Source organism: Amycolatopsis tucumanensis (genome assembly GCF_021654135.1).
Taxonomy (GTDB): domain Bacteria; phylum Actinomycetota; class Actinomycetes; order Mycobacteriales; family Pseudonocardiaceae; genus Amycolatopsis_E; species Amycolatopsis_E tucumanensis.
Genome location: NZ_JAKGSD010000018.1, coordinates 35,017 through 57,821 on the forward strand (window position 1 = coordinate 35,017; position 22,805 = coordinate 57,821).

Below are 22,805 nucleotides of genomic sequence, written 5' to 3' on the forward strand. Positions count from 1 at the left end.
GTCCGGCTGACGACTTCGCTGGCGTCGCACGGTCGTGACAGTGGACACAGTAGCTGCCGGATCGGCCGGATCAAAATCGATAAAGAAGATCGTTTCAGGTGACCCCGATCACAACATCAACCTACTGTGTGCTACTTGTCACATTGCACGCCGAACGGCAGAGTCGGTACCAGCCCCGGCTCGCCGCCGAACTGACCGGAGGTAGTCATGACCACCACCGAACTCGCCGAACTCCGCCGCACGATCGGGCAGCTCAAGCAGTGCGTCGGCGCCCTGCGATCGCGCTACGGTGACGCCTCCGCGGTCCGTCGCCTCGCCAACGACGTCGACCGCCTGGACATCGACGCGAGCGACCTGGAGCAGCCCAGCGTCCCGGTCCAGCCCAAGCCGCTGGACCCCTCGGCCGTCGTGAAGATCCCCGACGGCCCGTACGACCCGGCCCTGTGGCAGGGGGCCGACGACGAAGGGGTCGGCGGATACCACCGTGACCAGCGGTGAGCGCGCCCGCTACCAACGCCGCTAGCGGGCGCGCCCGGATCACCGCACGCACCCTGCGCACCGACCGGTGGTGGGTGCCGCCGCTGTTCACCACGCTCGGCCTGGCCACGTTCGTCATCTACGCGGGCATCCGCTCGTTCGTCCGCACCGCCTACTACGTGCCGGAGTACGGCTACCTGACGCCGTTCTACTCGCCGTGCCTGAGCGACTCCTGCGTGCCGGGGTCGGCCCACTTCGGCACGCCGTTCGGGGAGCTGCCGGGCTGGATCCCGCTGGCGTTCCTGTCGCTGCCGTTCCTGCTCGGCTTCCGGCTGACCTGCTACTACTACCGCAAGGCCTACTACCGGTCGGTGTGGTTCTCGCCGCCTGCGTGCGCGGTCGCCGAACCGCACGGCAAGTACACGGGCGAGACCCGGCTGCCGCTGATCCTGCAGAACGCCCACCGCTACTTCTTCTACGTGGCGGTGCTGATCTCGGTGATCAACACCTACGACGCGATCGTCGCGTTCCACGGCGAGACCGGCGGGTTCGGCTTCGGGCTGGGCAACCTGGTGCTGCTCGGCAACGTGATCATGCTCTGGGCCTACACCCTGTCCTGCCACTCGTGCCGCCACGTGGTCGGCGGGCGGCTGAAACACTTCTCCCGCCACCCGGTGCGGTACTGGCTCTGGACCCAGGTCACCAAGCTCAACAACCGGCACATGCTGCTGGCCTGGATCACCCTGGGGACGCTCGTCGTCACGGACCTCTACGTGATGCTCGTGGCGAGCGGCGCCATCCCCGATCTGCGTTTCGTGGACTGACAAGGACGTCAAGGACTCCAAGGACTAGGTGGCAGGCGATGGAAGTCGAGCGGCACAGCTATGACGTGGTGGTGATCGGCGCGGGCGGCGCCGGTCTGCGAGCGGTGATCGAGGCGCGGCAGCGCGGGCTGTCGGTGGCGGTGGTGTGCAAGTCGCTGTTCGGCAAGGCGCACACGGTCATGGCCGAGGGCGGGTGCGCCGCCGCGATGGGCAACGCGAACGAGCGGGACAGCTGGCAGGTGCACTTCCGGGACACCATGCGCGGCGGCAAGTTCCTCAACAACTGGCGCATGGCGGAGCTGCACGCGAAGGAGGCGCCGGACCGGGTCTGGGAGCTGGAGACCTACGGCGCGTTGTTCGACCGCACCGCGGACGGGCGGATCAGCCAGCGCAACTTCGGCGGGCACACCTACCCGCGGCTGGCGCACGTCGGCGACCGCACCGGGCTGGAACTGATCCGCACCATGCAGCAGAAGATCGTCTCGCTGCAGCAGGAGGACCTGCGCGAGTTCGGCGACTACGAGGCCAAGCTGAAGGTCTTCGCCGAGTGCACGATCACCGAGCTGCTCAAGGACGGCGACCGCATCGCGGGCGCGTTCGGGTACTGGCGCGAGAGCGGCCGGTTCATCCTGTTCGAGACGCCGGCCGTGGTGCTCGCGACCGGCGGCATCGGCAAGTCCTTTAAGGTCACCTCGAACTCCTGGGAGTACACCGGTGACGGGCACGCGCTCGCGCTGCGCGCCGGGGCGGACCTGATCAACATGGAGTTCGTCCAGTTCCACCCGACGGGCATGGTGTGGCCGCCGAGCGTGAAGGGCATCCTGGTCACCGAGGGCGTGCGCGGTGACGGCGGCGTGCTGAAGAACTCCGAGGGCAAGCGGTTCATGTTCGACTACGTGCCGGACGTGTTCAAGGGCCAGTACGCCGACTCCGAGGAGGAGGCCGACCGCTGGTACACCGACCAGGAGAACAACCGCCGCACGCCGGACCTGCTGCCGCGCGACGAGGTGGCGCGCGCGATCAACTCGGAGGTCAAGGCGGGCCGCGGTTCGCCGCACGGCGGGGTGTTCCTGGACATCGCCAGCCGGCTCACGCCGGAGGAGATCCGCAGGCGGCTGCCCTCGATGTACCACCAGTTCAAGGAACTGGCCGATGTGGACATCACCGCCGAGCCGATGGAGGTCGGCCCGACCTGCCACTACGTGATGGGCGGCATCGAGGTCGACCCGGACACGGCCGCGTCGAGCGTGCGCGGCCTGTTCGCCGCCGGGGAGTGTTCCGGCGGGATGCACGGGTCGAACCGGCTGGGCGGCAACTCGCTGTCGGACCTGCTGGTGTTCGGCCGTCGCGCTGGTCTCGGCGCCGCGTCCTATGTGGAGGGTCTGGAGACCCGTCCCGCGGTCGCGCAGTCCGATGTCGACAAGGCGGCCCGGACCGCGCTGGTGCCGTTCGACCCGCCTGCCGAAGGCGTCGAGGAGAACCCGTACACACTGCACAACGAGCTGCAGCAGTCGATGAACGATCTGGTCGGGATCATCCGCAAGGCCGAGGAGATCGAGCAGGCGCTGGCCAAGCTGGACGAGATCAAGAAGCGGATCCGCAACGTCACCGTCGAGGGGCACCGGCAGTTCAACCCGGGCTGGCACCTGGCCGTCGACCTGCGGAACATGCTGCTGGTCAGCGAGTGCGTCGCGCGGGCCGCGCTGATGCGCACCGAAAGCCGTGGCGGGCACACCCGCGACGACTACCCGCGGATGGATTCCCACTGGCGCAACAAGCTGCTCGTGTGCAGCGCGTCCGGGGACGATCCGCTGGCGCTGGAGGTCACGGTCACGCCGAAGGACCAGGAGCCGATGCGGCCCGAGCTGCTGGAGCTGTTCGAGCTCAGCGAGCTGGAGAAGTACTACACCGACGAAGAGCTGGCCGACCACCCGGGGAGGCGGGCATGAGCTACAAGGCTTCGTTCCGGGTCTGGCGCGGGGACGCGAACAGCGGCGGGCTGCAGGACTTCACCGTCGAGGTCAACGAGGGCGAGGTCGTCCTCGACATCATCCACCGGCTGCAGGCCACTCAGTGCTCGGACCTGGCGGTGCGGTGGAACTGCAAGGCGGGCAAGTGCGGGTCGTGCTCGGCGGAGATCAACGGCCGCCCGCGGCTGCTGTGCATGACGCGGATGTCGGTGTTCGCCGAGGACGAGGTCGTCACCGTGACGCCGATGCGGACGTTCCCGGTGATCCGCGACCTGGTCACCGACGTCTCGTACAACTACACGAAGGCGCGCGAGATCCCCGCGTTCACCCCGCCGGCCGACCTGAAACCGGGCGAGTACCGGATGAAGCAGGTCGACGTGGAGCGCTCGCAGGAGTTCCGCAAGTGCATCGAGTGCTTCCTGTGCCAGAACACCTGCCACGTGATCCGCGACCACGAGGAGAACAAGGAGAACTTCGCCGGGCCGCGGTTCCTGATGCGGATCGCCGAGCTGGAGATGCACCCGCTCGACGTGGCCGACCGCCGCCACGCGGCGCAGGACGAGCACGGGCTCGGGTACTGCAACATCACGAAGTGCTGCACCGAGGTCTGCCCGGAGAACATCCACATCACCGACAACGCGCTGATCCCGATGAAGGAGCGCGTGGTGGACCGCCGCTACGACCCGGTGGTCTGGCTGGGCAGCAAGATCTTCCGGCGGAAGGCGGACTGATCAACCCTCGTCCGCGAGGGCGGACAACCAGGCGGCCAGCTCGCGCGGCGAGGTGGTGATCCCGTCCGCGCCCACCTCCCTGGCCTTCTGCAGGCGGGACGGCGTCACCTGCCCGCAGTAGAAGAACGCGGGCCCGGTGTAGTTCCCGTGCTCACGCAGGTGGCGCAGGTCGGTGAACCCGGCCTGCGGATCGCCGTCCCGGCTGACGTCGGAGATGATCACCGTCGGGTTCAGCCGGGCCAGCGTCGCCATGGCCTCGTCCCGGTTCGTGGCGGTCTCGACGCGGGCGCCGGCCGCGCGGAACAGGTCGGGCAGCGATCCGGTGTCCGCCGGGTTGTCGTCGATCCACAGCACCCGCATGCCGAGCAGCGACCCGGTCGGGGGCGCGCCGTAGGCCCGCGCGCCGGTGTGCAGGGGGCGGCGCAGCCACCGCCCGTCCCGCGGCAGGCTGCGCACCAGTTCGACGAACTCCTTGTCCTTGGCCAGTTCCGGGAAGCCGACGGGCAGGTCCTGGGTGACGCTGTCCAGGTCGGCGGCGGTGCCGGCCGGCGTGACGCCGGTGGCCGCGAACAGCCGGTCCCTGGCGGCCGGGTCCAGCTCCGCGCCGCGCCGGACGTGCTCGCGGAAGTCGTGGTAGTCCAGGAAGCGGGTGATCAGCGCGGGTCCTTCGAGCGCGACCATGGTGTGGAACTCGGGGTAGAAGTGCCGGAGCAGGACGACCTTGACCAGCGTCGCCGCGTCCAGGTCGTCGCTGCCGCGGCCGAGGTGGTGCTCCAGCACGAAGCTGTTGATCAGCCGCTTGATGCGCCGCGGGTTGCGGCCGGTGCGCTCGATCAGCAGCCTCTTCATGGCGTCGTCGAAGAGGTGCGCGGTGCCGGAACGGCTCACGTAACCGTCCACCAGTTTCCGCGCCAGCGCCTCGCTCGGCGGCGGCACGGGGTAGCTGACCTGGATGATCTTCTCCAGGTACCGCACGCCGGCGCCGGGGTCGTCGTGGCCGACGGCGCGCCAGAGCACGGCCTGGTCGCAGGCCAGCACGAACACGATCCCCGGCGAGTCCAGGTAGAGCTTGATCGCCTCGCAGACCTCGAAGATCCGCTCGTCCGAGCAGCGGTCGAGGTCGTCGACGAAGACCACGAGCAGTCGCTGCCCGGCGCCGCCGCCCCGCTCCAGCCAGTCGGCCGCCATCTCCCGCACGACCGTGTTGATCTCGTTGCGCGCCTTGGCATCCACGCTCAGCGCGCGCCACACCGCGTCCACAACCTGGCCGAGCCCGAAGACGCTGGACACGACGAGCGAGGCGGCGCGCAGCCCGCCGACGACGTGCGTGCGCCGCAACGCGCCGCGGATGACGCGCCGCACCACGTTGCGGTCGAAGCTCAGCAGCACGGACTTGATCAGGCCCTCGACGGCGCCCGCGCGCTCGGCGGTCCAGGCGTTGAACCACACCGTGCTGACCGCCGGGTCCGCGCTCAATGCGGTGTCGAGGCCGCGCAGCAGGCTGCTCTTGCCCATGCCCCACCCGGCGTCGACGGCGACGGTGAACGGCGCCGCGTCCCGGGAGGCGAGGATCAGCTCCGCGAGGTTGCCCGCGATGACCGTCGACTCCAGGAGGTCGGTGTTGCCGCCCTCGCCGACGGGGGAGTCGTTGAGGACCGAGTAGCCCCCGGGCGGCTCGGTGACGGTGAACCCGTCGTCGTCGAAAGCGGTCACCCCTGGTTTATACCGGTCACCGCGACGCCATCGCGTCGACCGCGGCCGGGTCCAGCACCTCGTCCGCGACGAGGCCGGCCACGCCGGTCAGCGTGGTGTTGACCCCGATCGTGCAGGGCCCGATGTCGAGGCCGTCCAGCGAGCTCGTGTGCGCGCCTGCCAGCACCACCTCGCTCAGCCCCTCCAGGAACGGCGGCAGCACCCCGATCGCCCCGCCCACCCGCAGGTAGCGCGGGTTCACGATGGTCACCACGGTCGCCAGCACGGTGCCCACCAGACGGCCGGCCTCGCGCGTCACGCGGACCGCCTCGGGGTGTCCGGCACGCACCCGGCGCAGCACGTCGTCGGCGCTGCGCACGCCCGTCGGCCGCAGCGTCCGGATCACCGCCTGCCCGCTCGCGATCGCCGAAACACAGCCCCGCCGCCCGCAGTCGCAGCGCAGATCGGACCCCTCGATGCGGATGTGGCCCACCTCGCCCGCGCAGCCGGTCTCGCCGCGGTGCACCCGTCCGGAGATCACCATGCCCGCGCCGATCCCGGTGCCGACCTTCACCCCGACCAGCGCCGCCCGCGGCCGGTCCATGTCGCAGTACGCGCCGAACGCCAGCGCGTTCGCGTCGTTCTCCAGGAACACCGGCACCGACAGCGCGTCGGCGAAGGTGTCGCGCAACCGCACCCCGAGCCACTCCGACATCGACGGCGGCGCGATCGTCGTGCCGGCCTCGTGGTCGATCTGCCCCGGCACGCTCAGCCCGAACGCGCACAGGCTGTCCGCGCGCCCGGCCTCGGCCAGCAGCTTGCGGCCCGTCTCCAGCAGGAAGGACAGCGTTTCCGCGGGCCGGTGCCCCACCGGCAACGGGCGGTGGACCTGGCCGAACACGGTCCCGCGCAGGTCGACCACGGCGATCGTCGCGTGCCGCTGGCCGATGTCGCCCACCAGCGCGGTGCGGCCCACGTCGTCGGCGGTGAGCATCTCGGCGGGACGGCCGCCGCTGGAGGCCCGGTGCCCGACCTGCCGCAGCAGCTTCAGCCGCTGCAGCACGTCGAGCCGCTCGACCAGGGTCGGGCGGGACAGACCGGTCCGATCCTGCAGTTGCTGCCGCGTCAGCGGCCCCTCGCTGCGCAGGATCGCGAGGATGTGGCCCGGCGAGGTGGGCGAGCCGGTGCGTGCCGGGGGCATGTTGACAGGGTCTCCCGCGAGGACTTATGTTCAATGACCTGACAGAAGTGTAGACGGCGAAATCTGGGGTGGAAAAGAATGCGCGCGGCCCGCCTGACCGGCAGCGGCCCCACCCGTCGTACCGTCCTCCGGGGTCTTTTCCTGGCCGGCGCCGCGTCCACGGCCGCCGGGTGCGTCGGCTTCGCGACCACGGGCGGCGGCGGCATGGTCTTCCTGTCCACGCAGTTCCGGCCGGTCGCCGAGGCCGAGCGCTTCCGCTCGTTCCTGGCCGGCGCGGTCCCGGGCTCGGTGAGCTACGTCACGATCGAAGAAGGCCCGTTCGCCAGCCAGGTGCAGAGCCAGGTCGGCGCCGGGCGCACCCAGGTCGGCCTGCTCGGCGGCTCGCACAGCGACCTCGCGCCACTCGCGGGGGAGTACCTCGAAGACGTCTCCGCGGTGCCGTCCGGCCAGGGGATTCCCGAGGAGTTCCGGGCGCTGGCCAGGGCGGGCACCCAGCAGTCCTGGTACGTCCCGTGGGCGCAGGCCAGCTTCGTGCTCGCCGCGCACGAGGACGCGCTGGCGCACCTGCCGCCGGGCGCCGACCCGGAGACGCTGACCTACGACCAGCTCCTGGACTGGGCCATCGCCGCCCGCCGCGCCAACGGCAACCAGCCGGTGCTGGGCCTGCCGTGCGGGCCGAAGGGGCTCATCCACCGGTTCCTGCAGGGCTACCTGCTGCCCTCGTTCACCGGCGGGCAGATCACCACCTTCCGCTCGCCGGAGGCCGTCACCGCGTGGCAGTACCTCAAGGAGCTGTGGGCCAACACCAGCCCGTCCAGCACCACCTACGACTTCATGCAGGAGCCGCTGCAGGCCGGTGCGGTGAAAGTCGGCTGGGACCACGTCGCGCGCCTGGTCTCCGCGCCCGGCGACGAGCCGCGGCGGTGGCGCATGCTGCCCGCGCCGCGCGGCCCCCGCGGCCTCGGCTACATGGCCGTCGTGCTCGGTCTCGCGATCCCGAAGGGCAGCACCGACCGCCGCCAGGCCGAGCAGGTGATCCAGGCCCTGTCGACCCCGCAGGCGCAGGTCGGGCTGCTGCGCTCGAACGGGTTCTTCCCGGTCGTCGACGCGCAGATCCCCGCGGATCTGCCGCCCGCGCTGCAGATGGAGGCCGGCGCGGTGCAGCGCCAGCGGGACGCGCCGGGCTCGGTCCTGTCGCTGCTGCCGGTCGGCCTCGGCACCCGCGAGGGCGAGGTCACCAAGGCGTTCAAGGACTCGTTCCAGGCGATCGTCCTCGGCGGCGCCGACATCCAGTCGACTTTGGACAGTCAGGCGCGGGTGCTGCAGAAGGTGTTCGACGACCTGAAGGTGCCGTGCTGGGCGCCCGATCCGCCGTCCGAGCGTTGCGAGGTGGGCTGACATGGCCGTGACCACCGCACCCGCGCCGGTCCAGACCCCGGTGGCGAAGCGCCGCCGCCTGTCCGGCTCGCCGTGGCTGCTGCTCGCGCCGTCGATCGTCTTCATGCTGGCCCTGTTCGGCTGGCCGGTGATCCAGGCGCTGATCTCCGCGTTCACCGACGAGTTCCGGCTTCACGCTCGCCGCGTGGGAGCGGCTCTTCGGCGACCCGTACTTCCTGCGGGCGCTGCGCAACACCCTGCTGCTGATCGTCATCGTGGTGCCGGTCCAGCTCGTGCTGGCCGTCGCGATGGCGCTGCTCGTGCAGGCCCGGCCGAAGTTCCTGTCCGGCCACTTCTACCTGTGGACCATCCCGCTCGCGGTGTCCGAGCTGGCCGCCGGCCTGGTGTGGCTGTCGGTGTTCGACAGCCGCGGTTACCTGAACTCGCTGCTGGTGTCGTGGGGCGTCTCGGACACCGGCGTGCAGTGGCTGACCTACACCAACACCGGCACGATGCTGCTGGCCGTGGTGATCGCGGAGATCTGGCGCGCCACGTCGCTGGTGTTCGTCATCGTCGTGGCCGGCATCCAGATGGTGCCCAAGGACTTCGACGAGGCCGCGCAGGTGTTCGGCGCGAGCGCCTGGCAGCGGCTGTGGCACGTGACCCTGCCGCAGCTCAAGCCGAGCCTGCAGGTGGCGCTGATCCTGCGTACGATCCTGGCGCTGCAGGCGTTCGCGGTCGCGCAGGCCCTCACCGGCCGGGACTTCCCGCTGCTGGTCGGGGAGACCTACCAGTGGTACGTGAACCTGCAGAATCCGGCGGTCGCCAGTGCCGCGGCGCTCGTCGTGCTGGCGCTGTCCCTGGCGACGGCGTTGTTCTACCTGCGCACGATGCGGCAGCAGGAGGCGGCCAAGTGACCACGACCCTGCCCCCGATCGACCGGGCGCCGCTGCGTCGCCGCCGTCGCCGCGCGGTCGCCGTCCAGGTCGCGTGCATCCTGATCAGCCTGTTCATGCTCGTGCCGATGGTCCTGATCGGCCTGGCCGCGGTGTCCTCGCCGCAGGCGCTGCTGGAGTTCCCGAAACCGCTGATCCCGAGCGGGTTCTCCGGGGACACGCTGCTGGCGTTCGTCCAGGCCACCGGCACCATCCCGGCGCTGGGCAACTCGCTGCTCGTCGGCGTCTACACGGTGGTGCTGTCGCTGCTGGTCGGCGCGCCCGCCGGGTACGCGCTGGCGCGGCAGGTGTTCCGCGGCAAGGACGCCTACCAGGTGTTCATGGTGCTGGCCCGCGCGCTGCCGATCGTGGTGCTGTCCGTGCCGCTGGCGACGATGTTCCTGAACACCGGCGTCTACGACACGGTGTTCTCGGTGACGCTGCTGCACACCACGCTCGCGATGCCGACCACCGTGCTGATCAGCGCGAGCATTTTCGTCTCGGTGCCCACCGACGTGGAGGAAGCGGCGCAGGTGTTCGGCTGCAGCCGGTTCGAGGCGGCGCGCCGGGTCGTGTTCCCGATGGCGCTGCCGGGTCTGGCCGCGTCCTCGATCTTCACGTTCGTGTTGTCTTGGAACGAGATCCTCGGCGCCGCCGTGATCACGCTCGGGCACCGGACGCTGCCCGCCCAGGTGCTGGCCTCGCTCGGGGAGGCGCCGCAGGCCTACCGGTTCGCCGGCGGCTTCGCGCTGATCCTGCCCGCGCTGGTGTTCATCTTCGTGATGCGCCGGTACCTGGTGAACATGTGGGGGACCACGCTGCGATGAGGGAGCGCAATGGCTGAGGTCGTCTTGCACGAGCTCGTGAAGACCTACCCGGGCGGCACCGCCCGCGCCACCGACGAGGTGTCCCTGGAGGTGGCCGACGGCGAGTTCATGGTCCTGCTCGGCCCGTCCGGCTGCGGCAAGACCACGCTGCTGCGGATGGTCGCCGGTCTGGAGACCCCGGACGCCGGGCAGATCGTGATCGGCGGCCGCGACGTCACCTACCTGGAACCGCGGCGGCGCAACCTGTCCATGGTGTTCCAGTCCTACGCGGTCTTCCCCAACAAGAAGGTCGCCGACAACATCGGCTTCGGCCTGCGGGTGCACGGCGTGCCGGCGGACGAGGTGCGCAAGAAGGTCGAGTGGGCCGCGGAGCTGCTGCAGCTCACGCCCTACCTGGACCGGTACCCGGCGAAGCTGTCCGGCGGCCAGCGGCAGCGCGTCGCGGTGGCGCGGGCGATCGTGATGGACGCCGACGTGCTCCTGATGGACGAGCCGCTGTCCAATCTGGACGCCCTGCTGCGGCTGTCCTTCCGCGCGGAGCTGAAGAAGCTGGTCAACGAGATCGGCGTGACCACCCTGTACGTGACGCACGACCAGGTCGAGGCGCTGTCGCTGGGCGACCGGGTCGCCGTCATGCGCGACGGCCGCATCGCCCAGTGCGGCGACCCGGTCGCCGTCTACACCGAGCCCGCGGACGAGTTCGTCGGTGGCTTCCTCGGCAGCCCGCCGATGAACTTCCTCACCGGCACCGTCAGCGACGACGGCTCGCGGATCGACTTCGGCGGCCAGACGCTGCCGGTCCCGGGCGCGCTGAAGACGTTCGGGGGCAAGGAGTTGCGGCTCGGCATCCGGCCGGAGTCGATCACGGTGGCGCCCGGCGCGGACGGCCTGCGCTGCGAGGTGCAGGTGTACGAGCCGCTGGGCTCCTCGACGCTGCTCACCACGGAGTTGTGCGGGCAGGTGCTGAAAGTGCAGGCCGCGGCGGGTTTCCGCGCCGAGCCCGGCCAGACCCTGACGCTGGGCCTGCCACCGGAGCAGTGCCGGTGGTACGACCCCGAAACCCAACTCCTGTTGGAGGCGAAGTAGATGACCGTCGACGTCACCAGTCCCTGCGAAGGAGCCGCCGGCGGCAGAAGACCGGTCCGCTACGCCAGGCCCACCCTGGCCGCGCGGGCCGCACGAGTGCTGAGGGACAACGACACCGGTGCCGTGATCACCGCGGCGCCGCGGCTCTACCCGCACATGTGGAGCTGGGACGCCGCGTTCATCTCGATCGGCCTGGCCCGGCTCGACCTGCCGCGCGCGGTCGCCGAGCTGGAGACCCTGTTCAAGGCGCAGTGGCGCAACGGGATGGTGCCGCACATCGTCTTCACCGACGACGACGCGTACTTCCCGGGCCCGGACCGCTGGGGCACCGACACGGCGGTCGACGGGCCGCGCGACGTGCGCACCTCGGGCATCTGCCAGCCGCCGGTGCACGCGATCGCGGTGCAGCGGATGCTGGAGATCGCGCGCACGTCCTCGCCGGAGGACCGCGCCGACGCCGAGCGGTTCGCCCGCTCGATCTGGCCCAGGCTGTACTCCTGGCACCGCTGGCTCGTCGAGTACCGCACCCCGGGGTCGAGCGGGCTGATCGCGATCGTGCACGGGTGGGAGTCCGGAATGGACAACTCGCCGCGCTGGGACGTGCCCTACGCGGCGGTCAACCCGGGCGACGAGCTGCCGCCGTACGTGCGCAAGGACGTGCGCGTCATCGGCGATCCGAGCGAGCGGCCGACCGACAAGGAGTACGACCGCTACCTGTGGCTCATCGAGGAGATGCGCCGCGCGGGGTACGACCAGAAGGAGATCGTGCGCCGCTCCAGCTTCCTGGTCGGCGATGTGTTCATCACCGCGCTGTTCGCGGTGTCCTGCGACGTGCTGATCGAGCTGGGCACGGAGTTCGGCCAGGCCGAGGACAAACTCGCGGACCTGGCGCTGTGGGCGTCGCGGGCGCGGGACGCGGTGGCGGCGAGCTGCCACGCGGTGTCCGGCATGGCCCGCGACCGGGACCTGCGCGCCAACCGGTGGCTCGACACGCAGACGATCGCCGGGTTCGCGCCGCTGCTGTGCGGCGGCGCGCCGGACGAGGTCCAGTTGCGCCTGCTGTCGCTGCTGGACAGCGACCGCTGGTGCGGCCACCCCGGCCTGCTGGCGCCGGTGCCGCCGTCGGTGTCACCGATGCGGCCGGGCTTCAACCCGCGCCAGTACTGGCGCGGTCCACAGTGGCCGGTGGTGAACTGGCTGTTCGGGTGGGCCTTTGAGCGCCGCGGCTGGCACGAGCGGGCCCGCAAGCTGCGGGAGGCCGGACTGCGGCTGACCGACGACGGCGCCTTCGGCGAGTACTACGAGCCCTTCACCGGCGAACCGCTGGGCAGCACCGACCAGAGCTGGACGGCGGCCGTGGTGCTGGACTGGCTCTGCGCCGACGCCGACTGACGCGGTCACCACCAGGGCGACGTCCGGCGGCCGCCGAGGACGAGGCGGCCGTCCCGCACCTCGAAGGACGCGCCGTCGGTCAAGTTGTCCGGCAGCGCGGAGCCGTGCAGGCGCTCCAGCCGGACCGGCATCGGTTTCGACCAGATGTGCTCGCGCCCGTCGACGCGGAAGCCCAGGGCGATCTCGTACGTGGCCGACTTGACGGAGGCGAGCGCGACGTGGAAGCGCTCCACACCGCCGGGTTCGATCGCCCTGGACAACGCGTAGTCCCGCCGCTGTCCGGGCTCCGCGTCGAGCACCACGGCGTGCACCGTGGACGGGGGTACCGCGTTGTGGCTGACCTCGTGGAACTCGTAGGAGAACCCGTGGTCGCCGAGCCAGAGCACCCCCGGCGAGACCGGTTCGTCGATTGCGCACCGCACGTCGGTGCGGGTGATCTCGTGGGAGTTGCCGTCCTCGGTTTCGTAGCTCCCCGTCACGGTGATGCCGACCGGCACCTCCGCCGTCTCCGGGAGAGCGCCGACGTAGCGGAGGTGCCACTGCTGGCGCGGGCTGTCACCGCGGGGGAGGTTCTCGAAGTACTCGCCGACGTGCCAGCGCTCGTGGTGGGACAGCAACGCCCGGAAGTCCGCCGACGCGCGGATCGAGTCGTCCTCCCGCCGCATCGCTTCGACGACGCTGGGCAGGAACTCCGCCCGCCGTCGCCTCAGGTCGCCGATCGCGCCGGCGATGGCGGGGTCCGGGTCGAGGCGGAGCACCGGAACCGTCGCCCCCGGCTCCACGACGGGAACCGTCACCTCCGACTGCGCGGGGAACAGGTCCGGCAGAACCGGGTCGACGAGCCGCAACCGCATCCGCCTCGCCGCACCCCAGCCCGCGTTGCGCGCCGAGACGACCACGGACCGGCCCCGCACCGCGTAGCTGTAGGACAACACCGGCGCCCGGTCGACGGTGACGCCCTTGACGAGCACCGAGAAGGAATCGAGGAACGCCGTCGCGTCCCCGCGGTTGACGAACTTGCAGTCGATCGCGCCGACCTCGAACTTCTGCTCGAGCACCTCGTACCGGTTGTCCGTGGGCGGGTTGGCGGCCGGACTGGACAGTTCCGGGTCGAGCGCGGTGTCCACCAGGGACACCACCGCCTGCTTGGGCCTGGTGCGGCGCGGGAGCAGCGCGGTGAGCACGAATCCGGCGAACCCGAACACCACGGCCACCACGGCCAGCCAGAACACCTTCGACACGATCGAATCGACCAGCGTGAACGTCTCGTTGCCCTGCAGCGGGGACAGCACGCTGAGGTTGAGCACCTGCTGGTAGAGCAGGTAGAGGATCACCACGGCCAGGCCGGCGAGCGTGAGCGGCGTCTTCAGCTTGCCGATGATCTTGGCGAACGTTTCGAGGTGGTTTCCCATGTGGCGTCACTTCCCGGCCAGGACCAGCGGATGATCCATGTTATCCGCGGGCACGGCGGTGACGGTGCGGAAACGAAAAGAGGGGCGTGACGGCAGCCGTCACGCCCCTCGTTCCCGCCTGAATCAGGCCACGCCCACGACGTCCTCCGTCGTCGGCGGGCGCTGGACTTCCACGTGCTTCTTGCTGCGCCGCTGGCGGCGTTCGATGTAGTTCGCCAGCGCGGTGAGCAGCAGGCACAACGCGATGTACATCGCCGCGACCACCAGCGTGGACGGCACGATCGGGCGGCCGAACGTGCCCTGCGAGCCGATGTAGCGGGCGTAGTACAGCAGCTCGGGGTAGGTGACCAGGAACCCGAGCGCGGTGTCCTTGAGCAGCACCACGAGCTGGCTGATGATGGTCGGCAGCATCGACCGGACCGCCTGCGGGATCAGGACGAGCGTCATCACCTGCGTCTTGCGCATGCCCAGCGCGTACGCCGCCTCGCTCTGGCCCCTCGGCAGCGCCAGGATGCCGGCGCGGAAGACCTCCGCCAGCACCGACCCGTTGTACAGGGTCAGGCCCAGCACCACGGCGGCGAACGGCGGCAGGGACACGCCCAGCACCGGTGCGCCGTAGTAGAAGAGGAACATCAGGATCAGCAGCGGGATGGCGCGGAAGAACTCGACGACGGCGGTGGAGACGCCGCGCACCCACGCGTGGTCGGACAGCCGCCCGGCCGCGAAGATCGCGCCGAACACCAGCGCCAGGACCGCGCCGAGCGCGAAGGCCTGCAACGTGGCCAGCAACGCGTCCACGAGGTCGCGCTGGACCTGGGCGTACTGGAGCCACTCCCAGCGCCGCGCGGAGAACTGGCCGCTGTCGATGAAGCGCCAGATGATGTAGGCGATCACCGCGGCCACGATCAGGCTGCCGACCACGGCCAGCACCCGGTGGCGGGCACGCGCCTTGGGACCGGGGACGTCGAACAGGACGTTGCTCATCGCGCCACGCTCCAGCGCTTCTCGAGGGTCCGCTGGATGAACGACAGGACCGCGACCAGGATGATGAACCCGAGGGCGACCCACAGCAGGCCGACCAGCTGGTTGTCACCGCGCTCGGACAGGTACTGCCGGATCGCGCCCGCTTCGGCGACGGAGAACCCGGCGGCGATGGTGGTGTTCTTCAGCAACGCGATGAGCATGCTCATCAGCGGCGGCACCACCGAGCGGATGGCCTGCGGCAGCACGATCTGGCCGAGGATCTGGGTGAAGGTCAGCCCCAGCGCGCGGGCGGCCTCGGCCTGCCCGACGGGGACGGTGTTGATGCCCGAGCGGACGACCTCGCAGATGAACGCCGAGGTGTAGAGCGTCAGCGACACGACCGCGGCGGTGAAGTAGCTCAGGTCGAGGATGTCGAGCAGCGGGTAGGCGAACACCAGGAACACGAACACCAGCGTCAGCGGGGTGTTGCGGAGCAGTGTCACGTAGGTGGCGCCGACGGCGCGGAACACCGGGACCGGGCTGACCCGCAGGCCGGCCAGGAACGTGCCGAAGATCAGGCTCGCCACACCGGATATCAGGAACAGCTTGATCGTGGTCCAGAAGAACGGACCGTAGAGGTCCAAGTTGTCGAGCAGGACGTCCATCGGGCCTTCCCCGCCGCGGTTCGATTGATGGGTGGAAACGGGTGTGGCCGGTGAGCGCGCTCGCGCTCACCGGCCACAGAGGAGTGTCAGTAGCGCTGGATCGCCGGCGGCGTCGCGGCCGAGCCGGACTTGCCGAGGGTGGCGTCGTAGATCTTCTGCCAGGTGCCGTCGTCGATGGCGGCCTGCAGCAGGTCGTCCACCTTGCCGCGCAGCGCGGCGTCGTCACGGGGCAGGCCGATGCCGTACGGCTCCTGCGAGAACGTCTTGCCGACGACCTTCAGGTTGTCCGGGTCCTGCGCGGCGAAGCCCTTGAGGATGGCGTCGTCGGTGGTGACGGCGTCCACCTCCTTGGTGATCAGCTTCTCGACGCACTGCGAGTACTTCTGGAACTCCACGATGTTCGCGGGCTCGGTCAGCTGCTGGTCGCGCACGCGCTGGATCGGGGTCGACCCGGTCACCGAGCAGACCTTCTTGCCCTTCAGGGTCTCCGGGCCGGTGATCGAGGTGTCGTCCTTGCGCACCAGCAGGTCCTGCCCGGCCATGAAGTACGGGCCGGCGAAGGAGACCTGGCCCTTGCGCTTGTCGGTGATGGTGTAGGTGCCGACGTAGTAGTCGACGTTGCCGTTGGTGATCGCGGCCTCACGCGCGGCCGAGTCGACCGTGGTGAAGGTGATCTTGCTCTCGTCGAAGCCGAGGCCCGCGGCGACCATCTTCGCGATCTCGATGTCGAAGCCCTGGAACTTGCCGGTCGTCGGGTCCTTCAGGCCCAGGCCCGGCTGGTCGTCCTTCACGCCGATGGTCAGCTTGCCTGCGCCCTTGATCTTGGCGAAGGTCGGCGAGCCGGCCACGTCCACGTTCTGAGCCACCGTGTAGGTGGGCAGCGCGGCGGCGTCGGTTCCGGTGTCCCCGGTGCCGCCGGAGGGGGTCCCCTCCTTGCCACAAGCGGTCAGCGTCAGGGCGCCGACCAGCAGGCCCGCTGCCAGGGTGCGGATCTTCATCTGAATTCCTGTTCTCCCGGGATCGAGCGGCGCCTGCCGGGCGCCGCGGGAACTCAACTAGTGCGTCAGGATCTTGCCGAGGAAGTCCTTAGCGCGGTCCGACTTCGGCTTGGTGAAGAACTCGTCCGGCGACGCGTCCTCGACGATCTCCCCGTCGGACATGAACACCACGCGGTTCGCCGCGCGACGGGCGAAGCCCATCTCGTGCGTGACCACGAGCATCGTCATGCCTTCCTTGGCCAGCCCGGTCATGGTGTCCAGAACCTCCTGGACCATCTCCGGGTCCAGCGCCGAGGTGGGCTCGTCGAACAGCATCACCTTCGGCTTCATCGCCAGCGCCCGCGCGATCGCCGCACGCTGCTGCTGACCGCCCGACAGCTGAGCCGGGTACTTCTGCGCCTGGTTCGCGATGCCCACCCGGTCCAGCAGCTGCATCGCGGTCTTGCGCGCCTCGTCCTGCCCGATCTTGCGGACCTTCACCGGCGCGAGCATCACGTTCTCGACGATGGTCTTGTGCGCGAACAGGTTGAACGACTGGAACACCATGCCGACCTCGGCGCGCAGCGCGGCCAGCGCCTTGCCCTCCGCTGGCAGCGGCTGGCCGTCCACCTCGATCTCGCCGGAGTTGATCGGCTCCAGCCGGTTGATCGCGCGGCACAGCGTCGACTTGCCGGACCCGGACGGGCCGAGCACCACGACGACCTGGCCCTTGGGCACCTCGAGGTTGATGTCCTTGAGCACGTGCAGGTCACCGAAGAACTTGTTCACGCCCGCAGCCCTGATCATCGCTGGTGCTGACGTAGCTGTGCTCATCTGCCCTCCATAGCCAGGCTCACTCGGCGATCTAACACCGTGACGCGCCCCCGCGCCCGTAAATCGAATCAAACGCAACCTAGGTGTCATCCGTTTTGGCCGGTTCCGGACGCACGGTGACCCCGGGTGCCGGTAACTGTAGTCAGGCGAGCGGTGCAGTTCGGACGGGGTCGCTTCGCTCGAACGGGGCACACCGCTGCGCTCGGCGTCGTCACGTTCGATACTCGGTTCGTGACCGCACGCAACCTCCGCAAGACGGCCGCCGCGCTCGTGCTCGGCGCGGGGCTGTGCACGCTCGCCGCGCCCGCCGCGCACGCCGACGGGGTCAGCCTGAAAGCCGGCCCGTACCCGACGCAGGCGGACTGCCAGTCGCAGCTCCCGTCCTGGCCGGGCCACATCTGCACGTTCATCCCGGACCTGCTGCCCGGCCCGATCCCCGAAGGCTGGTACGTAGCGCTGCGAACTTAGGCCTGTCCACACGCCTTGCGTGGCGGTGCGGGTGGCGGCCCCTCCCGTCTGGCCGGCACCACCCTCAACGGACACGCTGCGCGCGGCGGCGCCGGCTCAAACCCGGGGCGGTGCCGACTGCGCAGGTGGTGCGGCGGCTCCGCCGCCGGAAGCAAGAACGCTGACGCGCGCGAAGGCGGGCAACCCCGAAGAGTTACGCTGGTAGCCGTCATGGCTTGTCTTACCAGCGAACACGGTGCCCGATGAACGGTGGCAAAACCTACCAGATCCGCACGTTCGGCTGCCAGATGAACGTGCACGACTCCGAGCGGCTCGCGGGCCAGCTGGAGGAGGCGGGCTACGTTCCGGCCGGCGCCGACGACGCGCCCGACCTCGTCGTGTTCAACACGTGCGCGGTGCGCGAGAACGCGGACAACAAGCTCTACGGCACCCTCGGGCACCTGCGCCCGGCCAAGGACGCCAACCCGGACATGCAGATCGCCGTCGGCGGCTGCCTCGCCCAGAAGGACCGCGGCGAGATCGTCAAGCGCGCGCCGTGGGTGGACGTCGTGTTCGGCACCCACAACATCGGCGCCCTGCCGGTGCTGCTGGAGCGCGCCCGGCACAACGCCGAGGCCGAGGTGGAGATCCTCGAGTCGCTGGAGACGTTCCCCTCGACGCTGCCCGCGCGGCGCGAGTCGGCCTACTCGGGCTGGGTCTCGATCTCCGTGGGCTGCAACAACACCTGCACCTTCTGCATCGTGCCGTCGCTGCGCGGCAAGGAGCGCGACCGGCGGCCAGGCGAGGTCCTGGCCGAGGTCGAGGCGCTCGTCGCCGAGGGCGTGCTGGAAGTGACGCTGCTCGGGCAGAACGTCAACTCCTACGGCGTCGAGTTCGGCGAGCGGGACGCCTTCTCGAAGCTGCTGCGCGCCTGCGGCGGCATCGACGGCCTGGAGCGGGTCCGGTTCACCTCGCCGCACCCGGCCGCGTTCACCGACGACGTCATCGACGCGATGGCCGAGACCCCGAACGTCTGCCCGCAGCTGCACATGCCGCTGCAGTCCGGTTCGGACCGGGTCCTGCGCGAGATGCGCCGCTCCTACCGGTCGAGCCGGTTCCTGTCCATTCTGGACAAGGTGCGCGACCGGATCCCGGACGCGGCCATCACCACCGACATCATCGTCGGGTTCCCCGGCGAGACCGAAGAGGACTTCCAGGCCACGCTCGACGTCGTGCGCGAGGCCCGGTTCTCCAGCGCGTTCACCTTCCAGTACTCCAAGCGCCCCGGCACCCCGGCCGCCGAGCTGCCGGACCAGCTGCCCAAACAGGTCGTGCAGGAGCGCTACGACCGGCTCGTCGAGCTGGTCAACGAGATCGCCTGGGACGAGAACAAGAAGCTGGTCGGGCGCAAGGTCGAGCTGCTGGTCGCCGAGGGTGAGGGCCGCAAGGACACCGAGACCCGGCGGATGAGCGGGCGCGCCCGCGACGGCAGGCTGGTGCACTTCACGCCGACCGGGTCCGCCATCGACGGGTCCGTGCGGCCGGGTGACGTGGTCGAAACCGTGGTCACCTACGGCGCGCCGCACCACCTCGTCGCCGACGGTGACCTGCTTACGCACCGGCGCACCCGCGCCGGTGACAACGTGGAGGCGGGCCGCCGGCCCAAGACCGACGGGGTCAGCCTCGGGCTGCCCTCGTTCGGCCGCCCGGCGCCCCAGCCGGTGACGACGGGCGGGTGCGGGCTGTGAGCGAGAGCGACTACGACCGGCTGGGCACCGACGTCGACGAGGTCGTCACCAAGGCCTCCCGCACTGTCGAGCTGGGCCGCCGCGGGTTCGTCATCGCGGTGCTGGTGTTCGTGTTGCTGGTGGGGCAGCTGCTGCCGTGGGTCGGCCCGCACGTGGGCTGGCAGGTGCTGCTCGGGCAGGGTGGCGGCATCCCGCAGCTGTTCGCGGTCACGTCCACGGTGATCGGCGTGCTGGCCTCCGCGCTGACGCTGATGACGCGCCGCTGGTGGCTGTCCTGGGTGTGCGCGATGGGCGGCTGGTTCGCCTCGGTCGACGGGCTGCTGGCGATCTGGTCGCAGCAGTCGTCAGTCGCCAACGGCGCCATCGGGCGCGGCCCCGGCATCGGCATGGTGATCGCGCTGGTCGCGACCATCCTGCTGGCCGCCCAGTGGATGCGCACCGCTTGGTCCCGCACCTGACGCGAACCGCGGGGCCAGCGACCGGGCGAGGCCGCGGAACAGCTGCACGTGCGGGTCGCGGTCGCCGGTGCGGGTGGCGAGCACGCTGTGGTCCCACGGCGCGTCCACGACCGGCACGCACACGGTGCCGGGCCAGCGGTAGAAGCGCGCGAACGAGCTGAGGGCCGAGCCGGCGCCCCGCCCGGCCGCGACGCTCATCAGCACCTCCTGCGGCGTGACCGCGTGGTCCGGTCCGGGGCGCGGGGCCTCGCCGCCGCGGGCCTCGGTGAAGTACAGGTAGTCCGTGAACGGCCGCGGCGTGTGCGGCGGGAGTGCGACGAACGGCAGGTCCAGGACGTCGGCGAGGTGGAGTTCGTCGGCGGCGGCCAGTTCGGAGTGCGCCGGGATGACGACGATGCGGGCTTCCGTGGTGAGCACGTCGACGGTGATGCGCTCGTCGGTGACGGCGGGCCGCACGAAGGCCACGTCGACGCGGTGTTCGAGCAGCGCGCTGGTGTGCTCGGTGAAGGTGAGGGCCTCCAGGGTGAGGCGCACGTGCGGCCGGAGGTGCCGGAACGCGGCGATGGCGGCCGGGGTCAGCTCGGCCGAGCCGTGCCCCATCACGCCGACGCGCAGGGTGTCGGTGTGCTCGGCGAGGTCCGCCATGTCGGTGATGGCGGCGTTGGCGGCGTCGACCAGGCCGCGGGCGTGGCCGAGGAAGCGGTGCCCGGCCGGGGTGAGCCGCACCGGGGCGCGCTCGAACAGCGGCACGCCCAGCTCGCGCTCGAGCTGCTGGACGTGGGCGGTCACGGCCGGCGGGGAGAGGAAGAGGCGCGCCGCGGCCCGGCCGAAGTGCCCTTCTTCGGCCACCGCCAGAAACGAGGCAAGGCGGCGCAGGTCCACGCCCCGACGGTAAGCCCACGGCGCGAGGTACGCCAAGGTGATCTACCACCCGCGCCTGCTCCCGGCTCCGACGGGCGCGCCGCCGGGAGCAACGCACCCTCGGCCCCGGCGGCCGCCCGGGACGGCACACATGATGCGTGAACAGCCGGTGCAACACTCGCAACAGCCACCGCTGCCGCCCGCGACGGCAACGGCCTGCGGTAGCTACCACGCTGCCCGCGACGGCTACCGCTGCCGCCCGCGACGGCGTAGCTCCCGCGCTATCTGCCGCGCAGCAACGCGCCGCCTGCCGTAGCCAGTGCCGCCTGCGGCAGCCATCGCGGCACCACCCCACAGCCACCGCTGCCTGCGGCAGCACCGCGCCACCCCCACAGCCACCCGCGACGGCCACCGCTGCCAGCCCCCACTGCCACCCGTGACGGCTACCGCTGCCTGCGGCAGCACCGCGCCGCTTGCGGCAGCCATCGCACTAGCCCTCACCACCCGCTGCCCCTCGCCACGCGCGGCCCGCACGTGCTGCGTGCGGTCGCCATGCGCTACCGCAGGCACGCGCTGCCCGCCGCCACGCGCTGTGGGTGGTAGCCACCGCTTCGCCCGCCCCGAAGCGGCGCCCGCAGCGGCCACCCGCAGCAGCCACCAGGCCGCCCGGCCCCCCGCAGAACCGTTCGGAAATCGTGAACACCCCGCTCCCTCCGAAGCGGTGCGGGTTAGAACCGGGGTATGACGGAGTGTGCCGTGCGGCCCGCGACCTGGCGGGCCTGGCCGCGGGCCGCCTGGTTGATCACCGCCGTGGGGTGGGGCGCCAACCAGTTCTCGCCGCTGCTCGGGGCCTACCGGCGTGAGATGGGGCTCTCCGCGCCGACCGTGACCGGTCTCTTCGCGATCTACGTCCTCGGCCTCGTGCCCGGTCTGCTGCTCGGTGGCCCCGGCGCGGACCGCTACGGTCGGCGGCCCGTGGTGCTCGGCGCGGTCGTCCTCTCGGTGCTCGCGACCGGCGCGTTGCTGCTCGGCGAAGTGGGCGTGCCGTGGCTGGGCGTGGGGCGCTTCGCCTCAGGGTTCGCCATGGGGGCGGTCCTCGCGGCGGGCAGTGCCTGGGTCAAGGAGCTCTCCCACCCGCCGCACGACGACGCGGTCGAGGGGACCGGGGCGCGCCGGGCCAGCCTGTTCCTTTCCGCGGGCTTCGGGATCGGCGGGCTGGTCGCGGCGCTGATCGCGCAGTGGGCGCCGCTGGACGTCGCCTACCTGCCGCACCTCGTGCTGTCCGCGGTCGCCCTGGTCGCGGCGCTCAAGGTGCCCGAGACCGCGCCCCGGGCGCAGCCCGGCAAGCGCGTGACCGGCATCCGCGACCCGCGCTTCCGGCGGATGGTCGTCCCGGTGGCGCCGTGGGTGTTCGCCGCGCCCGCGACCGGGTTCGCCGTGCTGCCGTCGTTGGTGGAGTCGCGCCTCGGCGACGCCGAGACGGTCTTCGCGGGCGTCGCGATCGCCGTCGTGCTGGGGGGCGGGCTGCTGATCCAGCCGGTCGGCAGAAGGCTCGCCGCACGCGCGATCCTGCTGCCCGCGCTGATCGGGCTCGCCGCGACCGGCACCGGGATGCTCCTCGGCCTCGCCGCGGCCGTGTCCGCGCAACCCGCCGTCGCGTTGCTGGCCGACGCGGCACTCGGCTGCGGGTACGGGCTGTGCGTCACCTTCGGCCTCACCGAGATCGCCCGCATCGCCCCGCCCGAGGGCCTGGCCCGCCTGGCCTCGGTGTGGTGGGCGCTGACCTACGTCGGCTTCTGCGCGCCGTACGTGTTCGCGCTGCTCACGCAGGTCACGACACCCCCGGTGATCCTCGGGTGCGCGGCGGCGCTGGCGTTCCTGACCGGCGCGGGCGTGGCGCTGCGGCACCGGACAGCGCAATCATGACC

At 70.9% G+C, this 22,805-nt stretch carries 21 protein-coding genes; 13 read left to right on the forward strand and 8 right to left on the reverse strand.

Features of this window, described 5'->3' with window-relative positions; all coding sequences use genetic code 11:
• Positions 1-207: 207 nt before the first annotated feature.
• Genes L2C96_RS19185 through L2C96_RS19200 form a run of 4 tightly spaced genes read left to right on the forward strand, consistent with a single transcriptional unit; the run spans position 208 to position 4,002 of the window.
• Positions 208-498 carry an Rv0250c family protein gene (locus L2C96_RS19185; protein WP_017983947.1) on the forward strand — a complete coding sequence of 97 codons (291 nt, stop codon included), beginning with the start codon at positions 208-210 and terminating at the stop codon, positions 496-498.
• Positions 495-1,301 (forward strand): succinate dehydrogenase subunit SdhC, encoded by an 807-nt coding sequence (gene sdhC, locus L2C96_RS19190; protein ID WP_020419620.1) that lies wholly within the window; start codon positions 495-497, stop codon positions 1,299-1,301. Before L2C96_RS19185 ends, sdhC begins: the two co-directional genes overlap by 4 nt.
• Positions 1,302-1,339: 38 nt before the next feature.
• Positions 1,340-3,250 carry a fumarate reductase/succinate dehydrogenase flavoprotein subunit gene (locus tag L2C96_RS19195; RefSeq protein ID WP_020419619.1) on the forward strand — a complete coding sequence of 637 codons (1,911 nt, stop codon included), beginning with the start codon at positions 1,340-1,342 and terminating at the stop codon, positions 3,248-3,250.
• A complete protein-coding gene (locus L2C96_RS19200; protein WP_237337226.1) occupies positions 3,247-4,002 on the forward strand; it encodes a succinate dehydrogenase/fumarate reductase iron-sulfur subunit in 756 nt (251 codons plus the stop codon). Before L2C96_RS19195 ends, L2C96_RS19200 begins: the two co-directional genes overlap by 4 nt.
• Here the strand turns inward: L2C96_RS19200 and L2C96_RS19205 are convergent, their stop codons facing one another.
• The gene (locus L2C96_RS19205) at positions 4,003-5,715 is read right to left on the reverse strand and encodes a P-loop NTPase fold protein (protein ID WP_237337227.1); all 1,713 of its coding nucleotides are present in this window, start codon (positions 5,713-5,715) and stop codon (positions 4,003-4,005) included.
• A 16-nt stretch (positions 5,716-5,731) separates the two neighbouring features.
• Entirely contained in the window at positions 5,732-6,895 is a 1,164-nt protein-coding gene (locus L2C96_RS19210) for an ROK family transcriptional regulator (RefSeq protein WP_020419616.1), read from the reverse strand.
• 78 nt (positions 6,896-6,973) lie between these two features.
• Between L2C96_RS19210 and L2C96_RS19215 the strand changes: the two genes are divergently transcribed.
• The 5 genes from L2C96_RS19215 (at position 6,974) to ggh (ending at position 12,512) form a co-directional block, all read left to right on the forward strand.
• A complete protein-coding gene (locus L2C96_RS19215; RefSeq protein WP_020419615.1) occupies positions 6,974-8,293 on the forward strand; it encodes an ABC transporter substrate-binding protein in 1,320 nt (439 codons plus the stop codon).
• 257 nt (positions 8,294-8,550) lie between these two features.
• Entirely contained in the window at positions 8,551-9,189 is a 639-nt protein-coding gene (locus tag L2C96_RS19220; RefSeq protein WP_237337228.1) for a carbohydrate ABC transporter permease, read from the forward strand.
• A complete protein-coding gene (locus L2C96_RS19225) occupies positions 9,186-10,034 on the forward strand; it encodes a carbohydrate ABC transporter permease (RefSeq protein WP_237337229.1) in 849 nt (282 codons plus the stop codon). The genes L2C96_RS19220 and L2C96_RS19225 overlap by 4 nt, the downstream gene beginning before the upstream one ends.
• A gap of 9 nt (positions 10,035-10,043) precedes the next feature.
• Complete coding sequence (locus L2C96_RS19230) at positions 10,044-11,120, forward strand: ABC transporter ATP-binding protein (protein WP_020419612.1); 1,077 nt, start codon at positions 10,044-10,046, stop codon at positions 11,118-11,120.
• Entirely contained in the window at positions 11,121-12,512 is a 1,392-nt protein-coding gene (ggh, locus tag L2C96_RS19235; protein ID WP_020419611.1) for a glucosylglycerate hydrolase, read from the forward strand.
• A gap of 5 nt (positions 12,513-12,517) precedes the next feature.
• Here ggh and L2C96_RS19240 read toward each other — a convergent pair whose 3' ends face one another.
• The 5 genes from L2C96_RS19240 to L2C96_RS19260 form a co-directional block, all read right to left on the reverse strand.
• Positions 12,518-13,924, reverse strand: coding sequence for a hypothetical protein (locus L2C96_RS19240; protein WP_237337230.1), 1,407 nt, complete (start codon positions 13,922-13,924; stop codon positions 12,518-12,520).
• Positions 13,925-14,047: 123 nt separating this feature from the next.
• Positions 14,048-14,908, reverse strand: coding sequence for an amino acid ABC transporter permease (locus L2C96_RS19245; protein ID WP_020419609.1), 861 nt, complete (start codon positions 14,906-14,908; stop codon positions 14,048-14,050).
• Positions 14,905-15,552 (reverse strand): amino acid ABC transporter permease, encoded by a 648-nt coding sequence (locus L2C96_RS19250; RefSeq protein WP_020419608.1) that lies wholly within the window; start codon positions 15,550-15,552, stop codon positions 14,905-14,907. The genes L2C96_RS19245 and L2C96_RS19250 overlap by 4 nt, the downstream gene beginning before the upstream one ends.
• Positions 15,553-15,638: 86 nt before the next feature.
• Positions 15,639-16,550 carry a glutamate ABC transporter substrate-binding protein gene (locus L2C96_RS19255; protein ID WP_020419607.1) on the reverse strand — a complete coding sequence of 304 codons (912 nt, stop codon included), beginning with the start codon at positions 16,548-16,550 and terminating at the stop codon, positions 15,639-15,641.
• A gap of 57 nt (positions 16,551-16,607) precedes the next feature.
• Positions 16,608-17,336, reverse strand: coding sequence for an amino acid ABC transporter ATP-binding protein (locus L2C96_RS19260; RefSeq protein WP_193354374.1), 729 nt, complete (start codon positions 17,334-17,336; stop codon positions 16,608-16,610).
• 258 nt (positions 17,337-17,594) lie between these two features.
• Between L2C96_RS19260 and L2C96_RS19265 the strand changes: the two genes are divergently transcribed.
• The 3 genes from L2C96_RS19265 (at position 17,595) to L2C96_RS19275 (ending at position 20,016) form a co-directional block, all read left to right on the forward strand.
• Positions 17,595-17,831: a hypothetical protein gene (locus L2C96_RS19265; RefSeq protein WP_020419605.1), complete on the forward strand. Its 237-nt coding sequence runs from the start codon at positions 17,595-17,597 to the stop codon at positions 17,829-17,831.
• A 242-nt stretch (positions 17,832-18,073) separates the two neighbouring features.
• On the forward strand, positions 18,074-19,558 hold the full coding sequence (gene miaB, locus L2C96_RS19270) for a tRNA (N6-isopentenyl adenosine(37)-C2)-methylthiotransferase MiaB (RefSeq protein WP_237337231.1): 1,485 nt from the start codon (positions 18,074-18,076) through the stop codon (positions 19,556-19,558).
• Positions 19,555-20,016: an Rv2732c family membrane protein gene (locus L2C96_RS19275; protein WP_237337232.1), complete on the forward strand. Its 462-nt coding sequence runs from the start codon at positions 19,555-19,557 to the stop codon at positions 20,014-20,016. The genes miaB and L2C96_RS19275 overlap by 4 nt, the downstream gene beginning before the upstream one ends.
• Here L2C96_RS19275 and L2C96_RS19280 read toward each other — a convergent pair.
• Positions 19,903-20,898 carry a LysR family transcriptional regulator gene (locus tag L2C96_RS19280; protein ID WP_237337233.1) on the reverse strand — a complete coding sequence of 332 codons (996 nt, stop codon included), beginning with the start codon at positions 20,896-20,898 and terminating at the stop codon, positions 19,903-19,905. The genes L2C96_RS19275 and L2C96_RS19280 overlap by 114 nt on opposite strands.
• A 720-nt stretch (positions 20,899-21,618) precedes the next feature.
• Here L2C96_RS19280 and L2C96_RS19285 point away from each other — a divergent pair.
• Positions 21,619-22,803, forward strand: coding sequence for an MFS transporter (locus L2C96_RS19285; protein WP_237337234.1), 1,185 nt, complete (start codon positions 21,619-21,621; stop codon positions 22,801-22,803).
• The last annotated feature ends 2 nt before the right edge of the window (positions 22,804-22,805 follow it).